At 63.5% G+C, this 16,145-nt stretch carries 17 protein-coding genes; 15 read left to right on the top strand and 2 right to left on the bottom strand.

Annotation, left to right across the window (positions count from 1 at the left end; translation table 11 throughout):
* The first annotated feature begins 71 nt into the window (after window positions 1-71).
* The 15 genes from fabF (at window position 72) to nagZ (ending at window position 14,088) form a co-directional block, all read left to right on the top strand.
* Window positions 72-1,307 (top strand): beta-ketoacyl-ACP synthase II, encoded by a 1,236-nt coding sequence (gene fabF, locus THI_RS12775; protein WP_013106674.1) that lies wholly within the window; start codon window positions 72-74, stop codon window positions 1,305-1,307.
* 73 nt (window positions 1,308-1,380) lie between these two features.
* Window positions 1,381-1,803 (top strand): hypothetical protein, encoded by a 423-nt coding sequence (locus THI_RS12770; RefSeq protein ID WP_013106673.1) that lies wholly within the window; start codon window positions 1,381-1,383, stop codon window positions 1,801-1,803.
* Between the two features lie 6 nt (window positions 1,804-1,809).
* On the top strand, window positions 1,810-2,415 hold the full coding sequence (gene rpoE, locus THI_RS12765) for an RNA polymerase sigma factor RpoE (RefSeq protein WP_013106672.1): 606 nt from the start codon (window positions 1,810-1,812) through the stop codon (window positions 2,413-2,415).
* Window positions 2,416-2,446: 31 nt separating this feature from the next.
* The gene (locus tag THI_RS12760) at window positions 2,447-3,256 is read left to right on the top strand and encodes a sigma-E factor negative regulatory protein (RefSeq protein WP_013106671.1); all 810 of its coding nucleotides are present in this window, start codon (window positions 2,447-2,449) and stop codon (window positions 3,254-3,256) included.
* A gap of 68 nt (window positions 3,257-3,324) precedes the next feature.
* Window positions 3,325-4,356, top strand: coding sequence for a MucB/RseB C-terminal domain-containing protein (locus tag THI_RS12755; protein ID WP_231836190.1), 1,032 nt, complete (start codon window positions 3,325-3,327; stop codon window positions 4,354-4,356).
* A gap of 134 nt (window positions 4,357-4,490) precedes the next feature.
* Window positions 4,491-5,957 carry a DegQ family serine endoprotease gene (locus THI_RS12750; protein ID WP_013106669.1) on the top strand — a complete coding sequence of 489 codons (1,467 nt, stop codon included), beginning with the start codon at window positions 4,491-4,493 and terminating at the stop codon, window positions 5,955-5,957.
* 194 nt (window positions 5,958-6,151) lie between these two features.
* Window positions 6,152-7,960 carry a translation elongation factor 4 gene (gene lepA, locus THI_RS12745; RefSeq protein WP_013106668.1) on the top strand — a complete coding sequence of 603 codons (1,809 nt, stop codon included), beginning with the start codon at window positions 6,152-6,154 and terminating at the stop codon, window positions 7,958-7,960.
* Window positions 7,961-7,983: 23 nt separating this feature from the next.
* Entirely contained in the window at window positions 7,984-8,910 is a 927-nt protein-coding gene (gene lepB / locus THI_RS12740; RefSeq protein WP_013106667.1) for a signal peptidase I, read from the top strand.
* 33 nt (window positions 8,911-8,943) lie between these two features.
* Entirely contained in the window at window positions 8,944-9,294 is a 351-nt protein-coding gene (locus tag THI_RS12735; protein ID WP_013106666.1) for a DUF4845 domain-containing protein, read from the top strand.
* Window positions 9,295-9,301: 7 nt separating this feature from the next.
* Entirely contained in the window at window positions 9,302-10,132 is an 831-nt protein-coding gene (rnc, locus tag THI_RS12730) for a ribonuclease III (protein WP_013106665.1), read from the top strand.
* Entirely contained in the window at window positions 10,129-11,034 is a 906-nt protein-coding gene (era, locus tag THI_RS12725) for a GTPase Era (RefSeq protein WP_013106664.1), read from the top strand. The genes rnc and era overlap by 4 nt, the downstream gene beginning before the upstream one ends.
* Window positions 11,024-11,824 carry a DNA repair protein RecO gene (recO, locus tag THI_RS12720; RefSeq protein WP_013106663.1) on the top strand — a complete coding sequence of 267 codons (801 nt, stop codon included), beginning with the start codon at window positions 11,024-11,026 and terminating at the stop codon, window positions 11,822-11,824. The genes era and recO overlap by 11 nt, the downstream gene beginning before the upstream one ends.
* Before the next feature lie 5 nt (window positions 11,825-11,829).
* Window positions 11,830-12,594: a pyridoxine 5'-phosphate synthase gene (locus THI_RS12715; RefSeq protein WP_013106662.1), complete on the top strand. Its 765-nt coding sequence runs from the start codon at window positions 11,830-11,832 to the stop codon at window positions 12,592-12,594.
* Window positions 12,591-12,992 carry a holo-ACP synthase gene (gene acpS / locus THI_RS12710; RefSeq protein ID WP_013106661.1) on the top strand — a complete coding sequence of 134 codons (402 nt, stop codon included), beginning with the start codon at window positions 12,591-12,593 and terminating at the stop codon, window positions 12,990-12,992. Before THI_RS12715 ends, acpS begins: the two co-directional genes overlap by 4 nt.
* A 10-nt stretch (window positions 12,993-13,002) precedes the next feature.
* Window positions 13,003-14,088 (top strand): beta-N-acetylhexosaminidase, encoded by a 1,086-nt coding sequence (gene nagZ / locus THI_RS12705; RefSeq protein ID WP_013106660.1) that lies wholly within the window; start codon window positions 13,003-13,005, stop codon window positions 14,086-14,088.
* A 3-nt stretch (window positions 14,089-14,091) separates the two neighbouring features.
* Here the strand turns inward: nagZ and THI_RS12700 are convergent, their stop codons facing one another.
* On the bottom strand, window positions 14,092-15,279 hold the full coding sequence (locus tag THI_RS12700) for a zinc-ribbon and DUF3426 domain-containing protein (RefSeq protein ID WP_231836188.1): 1,188 nt from the start codon (window positions 15,277-15,279) through the stop codon (window positions 14,092-14,094).
* Entirely contained in the window at window positions 15,242-16,138 is an 897-nt protein-coding gene (gene prmA / locus THI_RS12695; protein WP_013106658.1) for a 50S ribosomal protein L11 methyltransferase, read from the bottom strand. Before prmA ends, THI_RS12700 begins: the two co-directional genes overlap by 38 nt.
* Between the last annotated feature and the right edge of the window lie 7 nt (window positions 16,139-16,145).

Raw genomic sequence — 16,145 nt, 5'->3', positions numbered from 1 at the left:
AATCCTTTTTGTTCTGGCTCACTTTTGCTCGCGTCCATGCTTCTGCGCGGGCGCGGCTTACCTGATTTCACATGACTCTTCGTCGACGAATTGCGATTACTGGCCTGGGCGCGGTTTCCCCGCTGGGCAACACGCTGGATGACAACTGGGCAAACCTGCTCACTGGCAAATCCGGCATCGGACGCATCACCAAGTTCGATGCCTCGGCCTATTCCGTGCAAATCGCAGGCGAAGTCCGTGATTTCGATGTGACGCAGTACATCGCCGCCAAGGAAGCGCGGCACATGGATACCTTCATCCACTACGGCATCGCCGCGTCGATGCAGGCTGTGCGTGACAGCGGCATCGACCAGGCCGGGCTCGAACCTGAGCGGGTCGGCGTGTTGGTGGGGTCAGGCATCGGCGGTCTGCCGCTGATCGAAAACACCTACAAGGAACTGCTCGAGCGCGGCCCGCGCCGGGTCACACCGTTTTTTGTGCCGGCATCGATCATCAATATGGTCTCCGGGCATGTGTCCATCGAATATGGTTTTCAGGGCCCCAACCTCTCTGTCGTTACGGCCTGCACCACCGGACTGCACGCCATCGGCTTGGCTGCGCGCCTCATCGAAGCCGGAGATGCTGACGTCATGGTTGCAGGCGGCGCCGAGGCCACGGTATCGCCATTGGGCATCGGTGGTTTTGCGTCGGCGCGCGCCCTGTCCACCCGCAATGACGACCCGGCTAGCGCGAGTCGCCCGTGGGACAAGGACCGCGATGGTTTTGTTCTGGGTGAAGGCGCTGGCGTCATGGTGCTGGAAGACTACGACCTCGCAGTCAAACGCGGGGCGAAGATTTACGCCGAGCTCGTCGGCTTCGGCATGAGCGGTGACGCCGGACATATCACAGCGCCCAACACCGACGGCCCCCGCCGCAGCATGTTACTGGCGCTGAAAAACGCCGGCGTGGCCGCCGACCAGGTTCAAATGATCAACGCCCACGGCACCTCCACCCCGCTGGGCGACAAGAACGAGTCCGACGCCATCAAGCTCGCTTTTGGCGACCATGCCTACAAGCTGGTGGTTAATTCCACCAAGTCGATGACCGGCCACCTGCTCGGTGGCGCCGGAGGAGTCGAGTCGGTCTATACCGTGCTGTCATTGCATCATCAGGTGTGCCCGCCGACCATCAATCTGCAGACGCCCGATCCGGAATGCGATTTGGATTACTGTGCCAACGCCGCGCGCGACATGCGCATCGACTACGCGCTGAAAAACAATTTCGGTTTTGGTGGCACCAACGGGTCGCTGCTGTTCAAGCGCGTCTGAGGGACAATTTAGCTGTCTTTTGCATCCTCCCTTTGCATTCCCCCTTTGCATTCCCCATCCTCAATAGAGCAGCATGAAGACCCTTGCGCCCCTGCAGATCCGGGTCGAACATTTCGGCCGCTGGCATCTGCTGCTCGGGCTGTTCAGTGCGGCCTCCCTGCTCGCCGCCGGGTGGACGGTCTGGGTCTGGCGCGATACTGATTCGCTCAGCCTGATGGCGGCTTTTGCGGCCGCCATATTCCTGGCCATTCTGTCGGCGCAGTACCCGTACTGGACCATCCGCCCGTTCACGCTGTTTCACGGCGAGCGCGGGTGGAAGCTGCAGCGCGGCGACGGTCTGGAAGATGTGCTTCAGGTGCGAGGCATGGTGCTGCCAGGGCTGCTGCTGGTACTGGGCCTGACGGCTAAAGGGCGCGTGGTTCTGCCCGTGCCCAGCGATATCCAACCCGGCATTTTTCGCGAACTGCGACTGCGCTTGGGTGCACTGCCGCACTGAGTTCTGGTGGAGCAAGACACCCAGAGTGATGCCGTGCTGGTCCAGCAGGTCCAGGCGGGGCAGCAGAAGGCCTTCGATCTGCTCGTGGCCAAATACCAGCGCCGCATTTATCGCTTGGTGCTGCGCTTCATTCGCGATCCGGCCCTGGCGGAAGACGTGGCGCAAGAGACTTTTTTGCGCGCTTACCGGGCCATCGGGCAGTTTCGCGGCGAAAGTCAGTTCTATACCTGGCTCTATCGCATCGCGGTCAATACGGCCAAAAAAGCCATTTCTGACGATATTCGCGATCCGACGGTGTCCGAAGGTGATGCGTTGGGCCATGATGAAGAAACTTTTAGCCCGACCGAGCTACTAACCAACCACGAAACGCCAGAATCCATTCTGGTTTCGAAAGAAATCGTGCAAACGGTGAATGCCGCGATGGAGTCTTTGCCAGAAGATTTGCGCATGGCGATCACTCTGCGCGAGATTGAAGGTTTGAGTTACGAAGATATTGCCGAAGCCATGCAATGCCCGATCGGCACGGTGCGTTCGCGAATTTTTCGTGCCCGCGAGGCGATCGCAGAGCGTCTGCGGCCGGTGATCGAGCACAAGGGTGGCAAGCGTTGGTGAGCCTACGGTTGAGCTTTGTTGGAGACAGGAAATGAGTCAAGACATGTCGCGCGAGCAACTCTCCGCCCTGATGGATGCGGAAGGGGAGTACCGTGGGCAATCCGCGCGGACGGAGGCTACGGCAGCTTTTATCCGCCATGTGGCTTCGGACGAAGCCGCGCGACGAGACTGGCTGATTTACGCGCAGATCGGCGATGTGCTGCGTTCTGCCGATCTCACGCCCATGCCCGGCGAGGCTGACTTTTTGCAGCGCGTCAGCGCGGCCATTGCGCGCGAACCCATTGTGCTGCTGCCGCAGGCCGTGGCGCAAACGGCTGCGGCGGTTGATCGATCTTCGGCATCGGCACATCGTTCTGCCGCGCATCGCCGCCCGCACTGGAGCACGCGCATGGCCGCTGGCATGGCGGCTGTGGCCGGGGTGGCGGTGATGGCCTGGGTGGCGCTGCCAGGATTGCAGAACGCCGATTCGTCAGGTGCGGCGCCGACGGTGGCGTCAGCCGGAGTTCTGGGTTCGAAGGGGCAGATACCTGTAGCCGATACCCAGATTGCTGCGCCTCTCAACCCAGTGGCCCGGGCGGGTTTGATCCAGGCCGATCTGTCGGCGCAAAGTCCGAAGCAGGGCGAGGGCGGTCAAGGGGCCACCCAGCTTGTTCCCGTGTCGGAGCAAATGCCCATGGTCGAATACCTCCTGGCGCATCAGCAGATGGCTGGGGGCATGATGCCTGCTGTGCCAGCCACGCTGCAATGGGTTCGAAATCGGCCTGTCGAGCCCAGCATCCCTGAGCCCGGTCTTCCTGAGCGGGGTCTTCATCAGGCCGCGCCCGCGGCGCAATCGCACTGATGGCGGGCTTGCGGGTATTCAGCGCGCGTCGCTGGCGTCGGGCAATCTGGCAGGGGAGCCTTGTCGGATTGTCGGGTGCACTTTGGGCCGCGCCCGCCCTCGCTTGGGCCGCGCCCGCCCTCGCCGCGCAGGAGGGCCAAGCGCCAGCTGCGGCGGACCCCTTGGCCGCGGCGCAATCAGCGGATGCGCCTGCGCAGCGCAAGGGTCTGGAGCAATGGTTGCAGACCGTCAGCGCGGCCGCCCGGTCGCTGAATTACAGCGGCGTGTTCATCACCCAGCGTGGCGATGAGATCAGCACCTCCAGCCTGGTGCACTATGTTTTGCCGCAGGGGCATTTCGAGCGCATCGAGACGCTCGATGGGCAGCGCCGCATCATGGTTTCGCTCAATGATGAGGTTCGCACGAGTTGGCCCGACTACCGCCTCACGCTGATCGACAATCAGGCCGGGCAGGCCAGCTTTCCCCGTTTGCTCAAAACCACCGATGGCGAGGTCGACCGCAATTACCGGCTGGAGCGGGGCGGGCTGCAGCGTTGCGCGGGTTTCGAGTGCCGCGTCTCCACCTTGTTGCCGCGCGACGATTTGCGCTGGGGATACCGCCTGTGGTCGCTGCGCGATTCGCAGTTGCTGGTCAAGGCGCAAACGCTGGACGCGGCGGGCCATGTGATCAATCAGGTGGCGTTTACCGAACTCAAGATCAATGTGGCGCCGCGCCAGTCTTTGGTGCGCGACAGTCTGCATCAACCCCCAGGGTATGCGGTGGAGCAGATGAAGGTCGTGCCGGTGAGTCTGCAGTCGCAGGGATGGGCGCTGTCTTCCCAGGTGCCGGGCTTCAAGACGGTCGGGGTATTTCGCCGCAGTATGTCGGTGGGCAGCAAGCCCTCTGAGGTATTGCAGTGGCTGCTCAGTGATGGCCTGGCTTCGGTATCCATCTTTGTGCAGTCTGCTGCCGATCTGAGCGAGCCGGTCGCGCCTGAACAGCGCGTCGGTGGCACGCTGGCGCTGTCTCGGCGCATCGGCGACTCCTGGCTGACGGTGATGGGCGCCGTGCCTGAGCGCACGCTGCGTCGCATCAGCGAGGCCATTGTTCGCGTGCAATAAGCGGCTTGAGGGTTCTGCGCCTGGCCGCAGCGCGGTTGCGACGTTTTCCGTACGCTGACCGCGAGCGGATGAAATGATGGAATCAATTGCAGTGCCTTGCCTGATCTCAGGCGCGATGTATCAGGGAGAAATCGGTGAAAAAAGTTTTGTTGAGCTGTTTGAGTGCGGGCCTATTGGCCTTTTCGGGTATCGCGGTTCCTGCGCAGGCGGCCGATTCGGCGCCGCAGCAGTCTTGCGTGGCCTGCGGCCTGCCGGATTTCACCGGGCTGGTGGAGAAGGCCGGTCCGTCCGTGGTGAATATCCGCACTTACAAGAAGGTGCCCGTGGGCAGCGGCGATCAGATGGACGAGCAGACCCGAGAGCTGCTTCGGCGGTTTTTTGGGGTGCCCATTCCCGCGCCCGATAGCCCGAAGGGGGGCAAGAACGGCCCGCAGGAGGAAGAGGAAGAGCGCCCCACGGGCGTGGGCTCGGGCTTCATCGTCAGCCCGGACGGCTACATCATGACCAACGCCCATGTCGTGGACGGGGCGGACGAGATCATGGTCACGTTGACCGACAAACGCGAGTTCAAGGCCAAGCTCATCGGCGCTGACAAACGCACCGACGTGGCGCTGGTGAAGATCGATGCCAAGCAAGCGCTGCCCGCTGTGCACATCGGCGATTCCTCCAAAGTCAAGGTGGGTGAGTGGGTGGTGGCCATCGGCTCGCCGTTCGGGCTCGAGAACACGGTGACGGCGGGCATCGTCAGCGCCAAGGGGCGCGATACCGGCGACTACACCCCGTTCATTCAGACTGACGTAGCGGTCAATCCGGGCAACTCCGGCGGCCCGCTGATCGATATGCGCGGCAACGTCATCGGCATCAATTCGCAGATCTACAGCCGGACTGGCGGCTTCATGGGCATCTCCTTTGCCATCCCCATCGATGAAGCCATGCGCGTGGTCGAGCAGCTCAAGAAGCAGGGCTATGTGGTGCGCGGCAAGATCGGGGTGCAGATCGACAGCGTGAGCCGCGATCTGGCCGAGTCGCTCGGACTCGGGCAGGCGCGGGGTGCTTTGGTGCGCGTGGTCGAGAAGGACGGCGCGGCGGACAAGGCTGGTGTGCAGGTGGGCGACATTGTCACCAGCTTCAACGGCAAGCCGGTGGAGCGGGCCAACGATCTGCCGCGTCTGGTGGGCGAAACCAAGCCTGACTCCACCGTACCCATGCAGGTGCTGCGTATGGGCAAGACTCTGACGCTCAACGTCAAGGTGGGCGAATGGGTGATGGACAAGAAGCCCGGCGCCAAACCGGCCGAGGAGCAAAAGCCCGAAGCCGTGAGCAAGGCCAATGCGTTGGGGGTGAAAGTCATCGATCTCAATGATGCCCAAAAGCGTCAGCTCGGCGTGAGCAGCGGTGTGCTGGTCGAGGCTGTGCGTGAGGGCGCGGCACGCGACGGTCTGCGCGTGGGGGATGTGGTGCTGGCGGTGGGCAACACCGCAGTCAGCAGTGCCGCCCAGTTCAATGCCATCAGCGCGCAACTGCCCGTCGGCAAGCAGGTGGCGGTGCTGGTGCGGCGCGGCGAATCGGGCCTGTATGTCCTGATCCGGCCGCAGAACTGAGGCGATCAACAGGGCGGAACGCGGCATCAGGCCGGGTTTCGCCCCGGGTTAGAATGACCGCCCAACAAGCATCAGCAGTTGCCAAATCGATTTGTTGGAAGGCGCGTCACGCTTGTCGCGCCTTTTTTCTTGTTCATCCCCGTGTTTCCGTCTGATCCGCAGGGCGCGAAGCGGTCGCCCCAGTGGACTATTGCATGAATCATATTCGTAATTTTTCAATTATTGCCCATATTGATCACGGCAAATCTACGCTTGCTGATCGCATTATTCAGCGGTGTGGAGGCTTGTCCGACCGGGAAATGGAAGCGCAGGTGCTCGATTCGATGGACATCGAGCGCGAGCGCGGCATCACCATCAAGGCGCAGACCGCGGCGCTGCAATACGTCGCGCGGGACGGGAAAACCTACAACCTCAATTTGATCGATACGCCGGGGCATGTCGACTTCAGTTATGAAGTCAGCCGTTCGCTCTCGGCCTGCGAAGGCGCGCTCTTGGTGGTCGATGCCAGTCAGGGGGTCGAAGCGCAGACCGTGGCGAATTGCTATACCGCGCTCGACCTGGGCGTGGAAGTGGTGCCGGTGCTCAACAAAATGGATCTGCCGCAGGCCGACCCCGAGCAGGCCAAGGCAGAAATCGAGGAAGTCATCGGCATCGATGCGGCCGATGCCATTGCCTGCAGCGCCAAGACTGGCATGGGCATCGACGACGTTCTCGAGGCCGTGATTACGCGCATGCCGCCGCCCAAGGGCGTGGTGGACGCGCCGCTGCGGGCCATGATCATCGACTCGTGGTTCGATACCTACGTCGGCGTGGTCATGCTGGTGCGGGTGGTCGATGGCAGCCTGAAAAAGGGCGAGCGTTTCAAGATGATGGCCACGCACGCGGTTTACAACGCCGAACAACTCGGGGTGTTCACGCCGAAATCGGTGTCGCGCGAGGCCTTGAACACGGGCGAGGTCGGCTTCATCATCGCGGGCATCAAAGAGCTGCAGGCTGCCAAGGTCGGCGACACCATCACCCTCGAGAAAAAGCTGCCCAACAATCTCGGTCCGGCAACCGAGGCGCTGCCCGGCTTCAAGGAGATTCAGCCGCAGGTGTTCGCCGGTCTCTACCCCACCGAGGCGAGCGAATACGACCAACTGCGCGACGCGCTGGAAAAGCTCAAGCTCAACGATGCCGCCCTGCGTTACGAGCCCGAAGTGAGCCAGGCGCTGGGTTTCGGCTTTCGCTGTGGCTTTCTGGGCCTGCTACACATGGAGATCGTGCAGGAGCGACTGGAGCGCGAGTTCGACCAAGACCTCATCACCACCGCACCCTCGGTGGTCTATCAGGTCATGCTAGCCAATGGCGAGGTGATCGAGGTCGAAAATCCGTCCAAAATGCCCGATCAGGGCCGAATTGCCGAAATCCGCGAGCCCATCGTCACGGTGCATCTGTACATGCCGCAAGATTATGTGGGCCCGGTGATGACCCTGGCCAACCAGAAGCGGGGCATGCAGCTCAATATGGCCTATCACGGTCGCCAGGTGATGCTGACCTACGACATGCCACTGGCCGAGATCGTGCTCGACTTTTTCGACAAGCTCAAAAGCGTGTCGCGGGGCTATGCCTCGATGGACTATGAGTTCAAGGAGTACCGCGCCGCCGATGTAGTGAAGGTCGATATGCTGATCAACGGCGACCGGGTGGACGCGCTGTCCATCATCGTGCACCGCTCTCAGAGCCAGTACCGCGGCCGTCAGGTGGCGGCCAAGATGCGTGAGATCATTCCGCGCCAGATGTACGACGTCGCCATCCAGGCGGCCATCGGGGCCAACATCATCGCGCGTGAGACAATCAAGGCCCTGCGCAAGAACGTGCTGGCCAAGTGCTACGGGGGGGACATTTCCCGCAAACGCAAACTGCTGGAAAAGCAGAAGGCGGGTAAAAAACGCATGAAGCAGATCGGCTCGGTCGAAGTGCCACAAGAAGCCTTTCTCGCGATTCTGCAAGTCGAAGACTGATCCACTCCCCAAGAATATCCCGTATGGAAACTGCGCCCAGCGTCAACTTCACCCTATTGCTTTTCATCCTTCTGGTCATCACCGGCGTGTTCTGGTTTGCCGAGCGCTGGTATTTCGCGCCGCAACGTAGGCGCGCGGCGAAGTCGGCCGTGGCGCAGTTGGAAGAGCGTCGCAGTGCTCTGCAAAAACAGGGACTGGCCGCAGACGGCGCCGTGGCCAGCGATGCCGACATCGAAGCGGCGCGCGAACGGGTGCAGCGTCAGCCCTGGTGGCTGGAGTGGACCGCCGGGCTGTTCCCGGTCATTCTGGTGGTGTTTTTGCTGCGCTCTTTTGTGGCCGAACCCTTCAAGATTCCTTCGGGCTCCATGGAGCCGACGCTGGTGCCGGGCGACCTGATTCTGGTGAACAAATTCGAGTACGGTCTGCGCCTGCCGCTGCTCGATACCCGCCTCACTCCGGGCGCGCTGCCCCAGCGCGGCGATGTGATCGTGTTCCGTTTGCCCAAAGATCCGAAAATCGATTACATCAAGCGCATCGTCGGGCTGCCGGGCGATACGGTGTCGTACGAAAACAAGCACTTGGTGATCAACGGTAAGCCGGTACAGGAAACGCCCTTGCCCGATTATTTCGATCCCAACACCATGACGTACTACAAGCAGTACATGGAAAAGCTGGGCACGCACGAGCACCGCATCATGATCAATCCGATGGCGCCGCCCTATGTCATCGGCGGGCCTGAAAGTTTTCCGCACCGCGATATGTGTCACTACAACGCCGAAGGCTTTGTCTGCAAGGTGCCGGCCGGCAACTATTTCGTCATGGGCGACAACCGCGACAACTCGCTGGATTCACGTTATTGGGGTTTTGTGCCCGAGCGCAATATCATCGGCAAAGCCTTTGTGGTGTGGATGAATTTCAGCGCACCGAAAAACATTGGGCTGATTCATTGATCGTTATTGCCGGATGGAGAAATCGGGGCCAATATGAAGCAGCATGACAAGCAGCGTGGCATCACCCTGATCGGGTTGATTTTCTGGGGCGCCATCCTCGCGTTCATCGTGGTCATTGGCGCACAGGCGGTACCCACCGCCACGGAATATTTCGCCATTCAGAAGGCGGTCGATCAGGCGGCCAAGGCCGGGCCGACCGTGGCCGATATTCGTTCGGCCTATTCCAAAATGGCCGATGTCGATTACATCTCCTCCGTCACGGCGCAGGATCTCGACATCACCAAGGTGAATGACAAAGTGGTGATCTCCTTTGCCTACAACAAGGAAATTCACATTGCCGGGCCGGTGTACTTGCTGATCAAGTACGCCGGCCATTCCCACTGATTCCCGGGTGAGCACGGCACTAGAAACGCGGCTGGGCTACGTCTTCCGCGATCGCAAACTGTTCGAGCGGGCGCTCACGCATCGCAGCTTTGGCGCGGATCACAACGAGCGCCTGGAATTCCTGGGCGATTCGGTGCTCAACCTCTCGGCCGCCGCCTGGCTTTACCACCAGGCAGCGCGGCAAGACGAGGGGCAACTCTCCCGTCTGCGCGCGGCGCTGGTGCGTGCCGAGGCGCTGGCGGAAGTGGCCCGCGCGATCGACCTGGGACGGTTTCTCAGGCTGGGTGAGGGCGAACTGCAGAGCGGGGGCGCCCAGCGCGAATCCATTTTGGCGGATACGGTAGAGGCGCTACTTGGCGCGATCTACCTCGAAGCCGGCTTCGACACGGCGCAAGAGGTGATGCGCCGCTTGTTCGCCCCGCTCATGGATACGCTGGACGCCGACGTCGTCCGCAAGGATGCGAAAACGCAATTGCAGGAGTTTCTGCAAGGCCAGCGTCTGCCTTTGCCCAGCTATGCCGTGCTCGACGTGCGCGGCGCCGCGCATCAGCAGCAATTCAAGGTGGAGTGCGCCGTCGAGGCACTCGGACTGAAAGTGGAGGGCGAGGGCGATAGCCGCCGCCGCGCCGAACAAGACGCCGCCACGCGCATGATCGAGCGCATTGGCCGAGGCGGCACAAAACCCGTGCGCCGTGGCAACCGGCCTGTGTTGGTGGATGAGCGCGGGCAAGCCGTTCAGCCCAGCCACGCGCCCGATGCGGCGCAGCCTGCGCTGGCGCACAATCAACAGCGTCGTTCGCCTGCGCGGCGACCGCCTAAAACTCTCAAATCGCCATGACCTCATCGCCCCCGGATTCGCCGCGTCGCTTCGGAACTGTGGCCATTGTCGGCCGTCCCAATGTGGGCAAATCCACCCTGCTCAATGCGCTGGTGGGCGCCAAGGTGAGCATCACCTCGCACAAGGCGCAGACCACGCGGCACCGCATCCTCGGGGTGACCACACGCGGAGCTTCGCAGTTCGCGTTTGTCGATACGCCGGGCTTCCAGACTCAGCATATGCACGCCCTCAACCGGGCGATGAACCGCACCGTCACCGGCGCTTTGAGCGAGGTCGATCTGGTGCTTTGGGTACTTGAGGCGGGCAAGATTCTGCCGCAAGATCGCACCGTGCTTGAAGTTTTGCCCGACGACCGGCCGGTGATCGCCGTGGTCAACAAGCTCGACCGCATCACCCCCCGCGAAAAGCTGCTGCCCTGGCTGGCCGAACTGGGGCAGCTGCGCAAGTTTGCCGAGATTGTGCCGATGTCGGCGCAAAAAAAAGCCGATGCGCCCCGGCTGCTGTCCATCATGGAGCCCTACCTGCATGAAGGTGAGTGGGGCTATGAAGAAGACGCCCTCACCGACCGCAGCGAGCGCTTCCTGGCAGCGGAGATCCTGCGGGAGAAGTTGTTCCGTCTGACCGGCGACGAATTGCCCTACACCAGCACCGTGGTCATCGAGCAGTTCGCCCAGGAGGGCGATCTGCGCCGCATTTCCGCGGCCATCATCGTCGATCGGGATGGGCACAAGGCCATGGTGATCGGCGCTGGGGGCGAGCGCCTTAAGCGCATCTCCACCGAAGCGCGGCAGGACATGCAGGTCTTGTTCGACGGACCGGTTTTTCTGGAGGTCTGGGTCAAGACCCGTTCGGGCTGGGCCGACGACCAGGCCGCCGTGCGGGCCTTCGGCTATGAGGACTGAGCTGAGCGTCGAACCGGCTGCCGTGCGCCCCGTGCCGCGCGCTCCCAGACGCGGCGTCTCGGTGGAGCGCGTGCAGGAAGAGCCCATCTACGTCCTGCACAGTTACCCGTGGAAGGAAACCAGCCTGCTGCTCGACGTGTTCAGTCGCCGCCATGGCCGCTTGGCGCTGGTGGCCAAGGGCGCCAAGCGGCCGACTTCCGCGCTGCGCGCCGTGCTGCTGGGTTTTCAGCCCTGCCACGCCAGTTGGAGCGGCCGCGGCGAGGTGCGCACCCTGACCCGGGCCGAGTGGGCGGGTGGGCTGGCGCCACTGTCGGGCCTGCCTCTGCTTTGCGGTTTTTATTTCAACGAATTGCTCGTGCGTCTGCTGGCTCGCGAAGATGCTCACGAAGGTCTGTTCGACGCTTATCACGCCGGCATTGCCGCGCTGGCGCAACGCCCCCATGCGACGGCGGGCGAGCTGGAGCCGGTGCTGCGCAGCTTTGAGTTTTCGCTGTTGCGCGAACTGGGTTTTTTGCCCGACCTGCACCTCGAAGGTGCGACCTCCGAGCCCGTGCTGCCCGATGCGTTTTACCGGGTCGACCCGGATCATGGCGTGTCGGCCTGCTCCGCTTCCGATGCCCTGGCGGTGCGCGGCGAGGTGTTGCTGGCGCTGCGCGAAGGCCCGCCGGCAGAAGGCGATGTTGCACTGGCGCGGGCCGCGAAGACGCTGATGCGCAGCCTGCTTCACTATCATCTTTCGGGACAGATGCTGCGCACCCGCCAGCTGCTTATTGATCTCCACAAGTTATGAACCCAATGGCTTGCCCCTCCGATGCTGCGCCGCTGCTCGGGGTGAATATCGACCATGTCGCCACGCTGCGCAACGCGCGCGGTGGCAGTTTTCCCGATCCCGTGCTGGCGGCGCAGCAGGCGGTCGAAGCCGGGGCGGACATCATCACCTTCCACCTGCGCGAAGACCGTCGCCACATCCGCGATGCCGATGTCGAGCGGCTCAAAGCCACCCTTTCGGCGCCGCTGAATTTCGAGTCTGCGCTCGCCCCGGAGATGCTCGACATCATCTGCCGAGTACGTCCGCAGATGGTCTGCCTGGTGCCCGAGCGTCGGCAGGAAGTGACTACCGAGGGCGGGCTGGATGTGGCGGGGCAGTTCGACCGCGTGCGCGAGGCCTGCGCTCGTCTGGCCGATTTCGGCTGCCGCGTTTCCCTGTTCATCGAGCCCAGCATCTGGCAAATCGAGGCCAGCGCCCAGGCCGGTGCGCCCTGCATCGAGCTGCACACCGGCGCTTACGCCAACGCTTTCGATGCCGCAGACGAAGCCGCGCGGCAACGCGAATTCGATCGCATCGTCGCGGGCCTGAAGCTGGGGCGCAGCCTGGGCCTGCAGACCAACGCGGGCCACGGCCTGAGTCTGCAGAGCACGCCGGCCATTGCCGCACTGCCCGAAGTGAGCGAGCTGCACATCGGCCATGCGCTCATCGGTCATGCGGTGTTCGTCGGGCTGAAGCAATCGGTGCGTGACTTTCAGGCGGTGATCGCGCGCGCGGTGGCAACGCATTCATGATCTACGGCATCGGCACCGATGTCTGCTCCATTGCGCGCATGGGCGCCGCGGTGCAGCGCAACGGCGACCGTTTCGCGCAACGGGTGCTCGGCGACGGCGAGCTGGCCGAGTATGAGCGCCGCATGGCCAAGGTGCGCCAGCGCGGCATCAACTACCTGGCCACGCGGTTTGCCGCCAAGGAAGCGTTCTCCAAATCCATCGGCCTGGGCATTCATAGCCCCATGCGCTGGCGCGATTGCGAGATTCTCAAACTCCCCAGCGGACAGCCGGTCATCGTGCTGCATGACGCGCTCAAAGACTGGTGCGAGGCCCGTTCGCTGCGGTTTCTGGTCTCGGTGTCCGATGAGGCCGATACCGCGCTGGCCATGGTTGTAGCCGAAGTGACTCGGCCTGACTGAGGCGAAAGACATGCAACTGCTGATGCACTCCCCGTTGATCCTCGATGTGGCCGGGCTGCAACTCGGCGCCGCCGATCGCAAGCGCCTACGCAATCCACTGGTGGGCGGGGTGGTGCTGTTTGCACGCAACTGGGAGAGCCGCGGGCAGCTCTCGGCGCTGTGCGCGCAGATCAAGGCGGTACGCCTTGATCTGTTGATCGCGGTCGATCACGAGGGCGGGCGGGTACAGCGCTTTCGCACCGATGGTTTCACGGCACTTCCGGCCATGCGCGAGCTTGGGGCGTATTGGATGGTCGATGCCCCAGGCGCCATGCGGCGCGCGGCGGCGTGCGGTTTCGTGCTGGCTTCGGAGCTGCGGGCTTGCGGGGTCGATTTCAGCTTCACGCCCGTGCTCGATCTCGATTGGGGCGGCTCCAGCGTAATCGGTGATCGCGCGTTTCACGCCGATGCGCGGGTGGTGACGGTGCTGGCGCAAAGCCTGATGCTGGGTTTGGCGCGTGCTGGCATGGCGCATTGCGCCAAGCACTTCCCCGGCCACGGCTATGTGCGTGCCGACACGCATCTGGCCGTGGCGCACGACGCGCGCACCCTCGGCGCCATTCTGAGCGCCGATGCCGCACCTTATCAATGGTTGGCGCCCGGGCTGCGCGCGGTCATGCCGGCGCATGTGATCTACCCCGAGGTGGATGCGCTGCCCGCAGGTTTCAGCCCCGTATGGCTGCGGGACGTGCTGCGCGAGCGCATCGGTTTTACCGGCGCGATACTCAGCGACGACCTCGGCATGGCCGCGGCGCGGGCCGAGGGCCAAAGTCTCAGCCAGGCCGCACTGCAGGGTTTGCAGGCCGGATGCGACGCCATGCTGGTGTGCAACCAGAGCGTGGTCCATAACGGCCGACCGCTCGACGTGCTGCTGCGCGAGCTTGATCAGGCGCTGGAGCGCGGGCAGTGGACGCCGGATGTCCGCAGCGCCCAGCGCCGCTTCGACCTGCTGCCCACCCAGCCTCCCTTGCAATGGGACGAGCTCATGGTGAGCGACAGCTACCGGGCCGCGCTCGACGACGTTTTCAACCTGCCCAGACCGGCGGGCGAGAAATAAACGTCAGGGGTAGAACAACACCAGCTTGTAACCCGCCGGGGCGGCACCGTTGACCTCGAGGTGCAGCAGCAATTGCACCTGCTGGCCGGCGGCCAGGCCCTCTGTCAGGGTGCGATGGGTGGCCTGCGCTTCGGGGAGGTATTGCGCGGCTTGCACCACTTTGCGTTGCAAAGTCATGTCCTGCGCATTGGTCAGGGTCAGCTCCAGCGCAGGCCAGGCCACGGCGCGGTCGGATCGGTTGCGCAGCAGCACGCTGAGTTGCAAGCCGCTGTCGGCCGGGCTGAGCGTGGAGGAGTCGATGACCAAGGCATCGAGGTTGCGCGGAGCGGCCAATTCGCAGCCGCTGGTCATCTCGCAGAGCTGTTGCAGCCAAGGGCGGCTGATCGGGTATTGCTGCGCCAGGGTGTCGCGCCAAGTCAGCGCGGCCTGAGCGGCGAGTACCAGAAGCAGCAGGAGGCTGATGAAGGCCAGCGCCGCGCGGGCAGGCGTGCTGCTCCAGAATGCCTGGCGACGGGCTTTGCGGATAAATTCGGGCTCCGCTTCCACCGGTTTTGCGGCGAGTGCGGGCGGGTTTTGCGAGAGGTCTTCGCTTACAAATTGATAGTTGAGCGCGTCGTTCAGGTTGAACTCGGACAGCGGTGCGGCGTCGGGATCGAGAGCAGATTGGGAGGGCGGGATCTCGTCCGCCGCAAGATCGCCTTCGGGCAACAGGTCATCGGGCGATTCGGCGGGTGCCAACGCCTGGTCAGGCTGGGCCTTTTCACCGCGCGCAGGCGCTTGTTTCGCGGGAGCCCGGGGCGCCGGGCTGTAGGCCTGCGCCGTCAGCGGCAGAAAACCTTGATAAGTCGGCTGATCGAGTGGAATGTTGTTCCAGCGCAGGCCCGCCGTCACGGGCACGGTGCTTGCCAGCGGTTCGGGCGGCGCTTCGGGCGGCGGGGTCGGTTCGGCTGGGGCCTGGGGCTCGGCGGAGGCGGGGGCGGGCTCGGCGGCGGCGGGCGGCGCCGGGGTGAGATCGATCAGGTGATCGAGGGCGTTGAACGGTTCGCCGCAATGACCGCAGCGCACCCAGCCTTCGCGCAGCAAGAGCTGGTCGCGCACCACCTTGAAGGCGGTCTGGCAGTGGGGGCAGCGGGTGGCCTGTGCCATGCGCTGTTCAGGGGTGGGCGCGGCCCGCGAGGCAGACCCAGCCATCGAGCGTCTTGTCGATGTGCAGCGCGCAATAGGGCGCGTAGGTGTCGATGAGTTCTTTGGCCTGCCGGTCGAGTATGCCACTGAGCACGAGCCAGCCGCCGGGTTTCACATGCGCGGCAATCGCGGGCGCCAGCAGTTTGAGCGGCGCAGACAGAATGTTGGCGACGACGATGTCGAATTGCGCATCAGCCACCTTGTCGGGCAGGCCGGCCTGCACGGTGACGTCATTGGCCGCAGCGTTGGCTTCGGTGGCCAGCACCGCGTCGGGATCGATGTCCACGCCGACCACGGGGCCGGCGCCGAACTTGGCCGCGGCGATGGCCAGAATGCCCGAACCACAACCGTAATCGAGCACGCTGAGTTGGCTTGGCGTTTGGCGCGCCAGCCACTCCAGACAAAGCCGCGTGGTGGGGTGGGTGCCGGTGCCGAAGGCCAGCCCAGGGTCGAGACGGATGATGGGCGCCGCAACCTCGGGCGGCTCATGCCAGCTCGGCACGATCCACAGCGCGTCGGCAATCGACACCGGCTGGAACTGAGACTGCGTCAGCCGTACCCAGTCCTGATCTTCCACCGTGGACTGTTGCACCTCTTGCAGATCGGGCAGGATGTCTTCGGCAAGCAGGGCGGCCAGCGCAGCGTCGGCCTGGGCCTCGTCGGCGAACAGCACGCGAAGCAGCGATTGCGCCCAGGCGCCCTTGGGCGGCGGCATGCCCGGCTCGCCGTACAAGGCCTGCTCCTGTGCCGTGTCGCCGAAACGGTCTTCGACGCTCACGCTCAAAGCGCCGAGCTCCATCAGCGCATCGGAGAGGAGATCGGCCTGCGCTTCGCTGACAGGGAGGGTGACTTCGCGGTAGGTCATGGCGGAT

This window comes from Thiomonas arsenitoxydans (assembly GCF_000253115.1).
In the GTDB taxonomy this organism is placed as follows: domain Bacteria; phylum Pseudomonadota; class Gammaproteobacteria; order Burkholderiales; family Burkholderiaceae_C; genus Thiomonas; species Thiomonas arsenitoxydans.
This window is presented reverse-complemented; position numbering and strand designations above follow the sequence as displayed.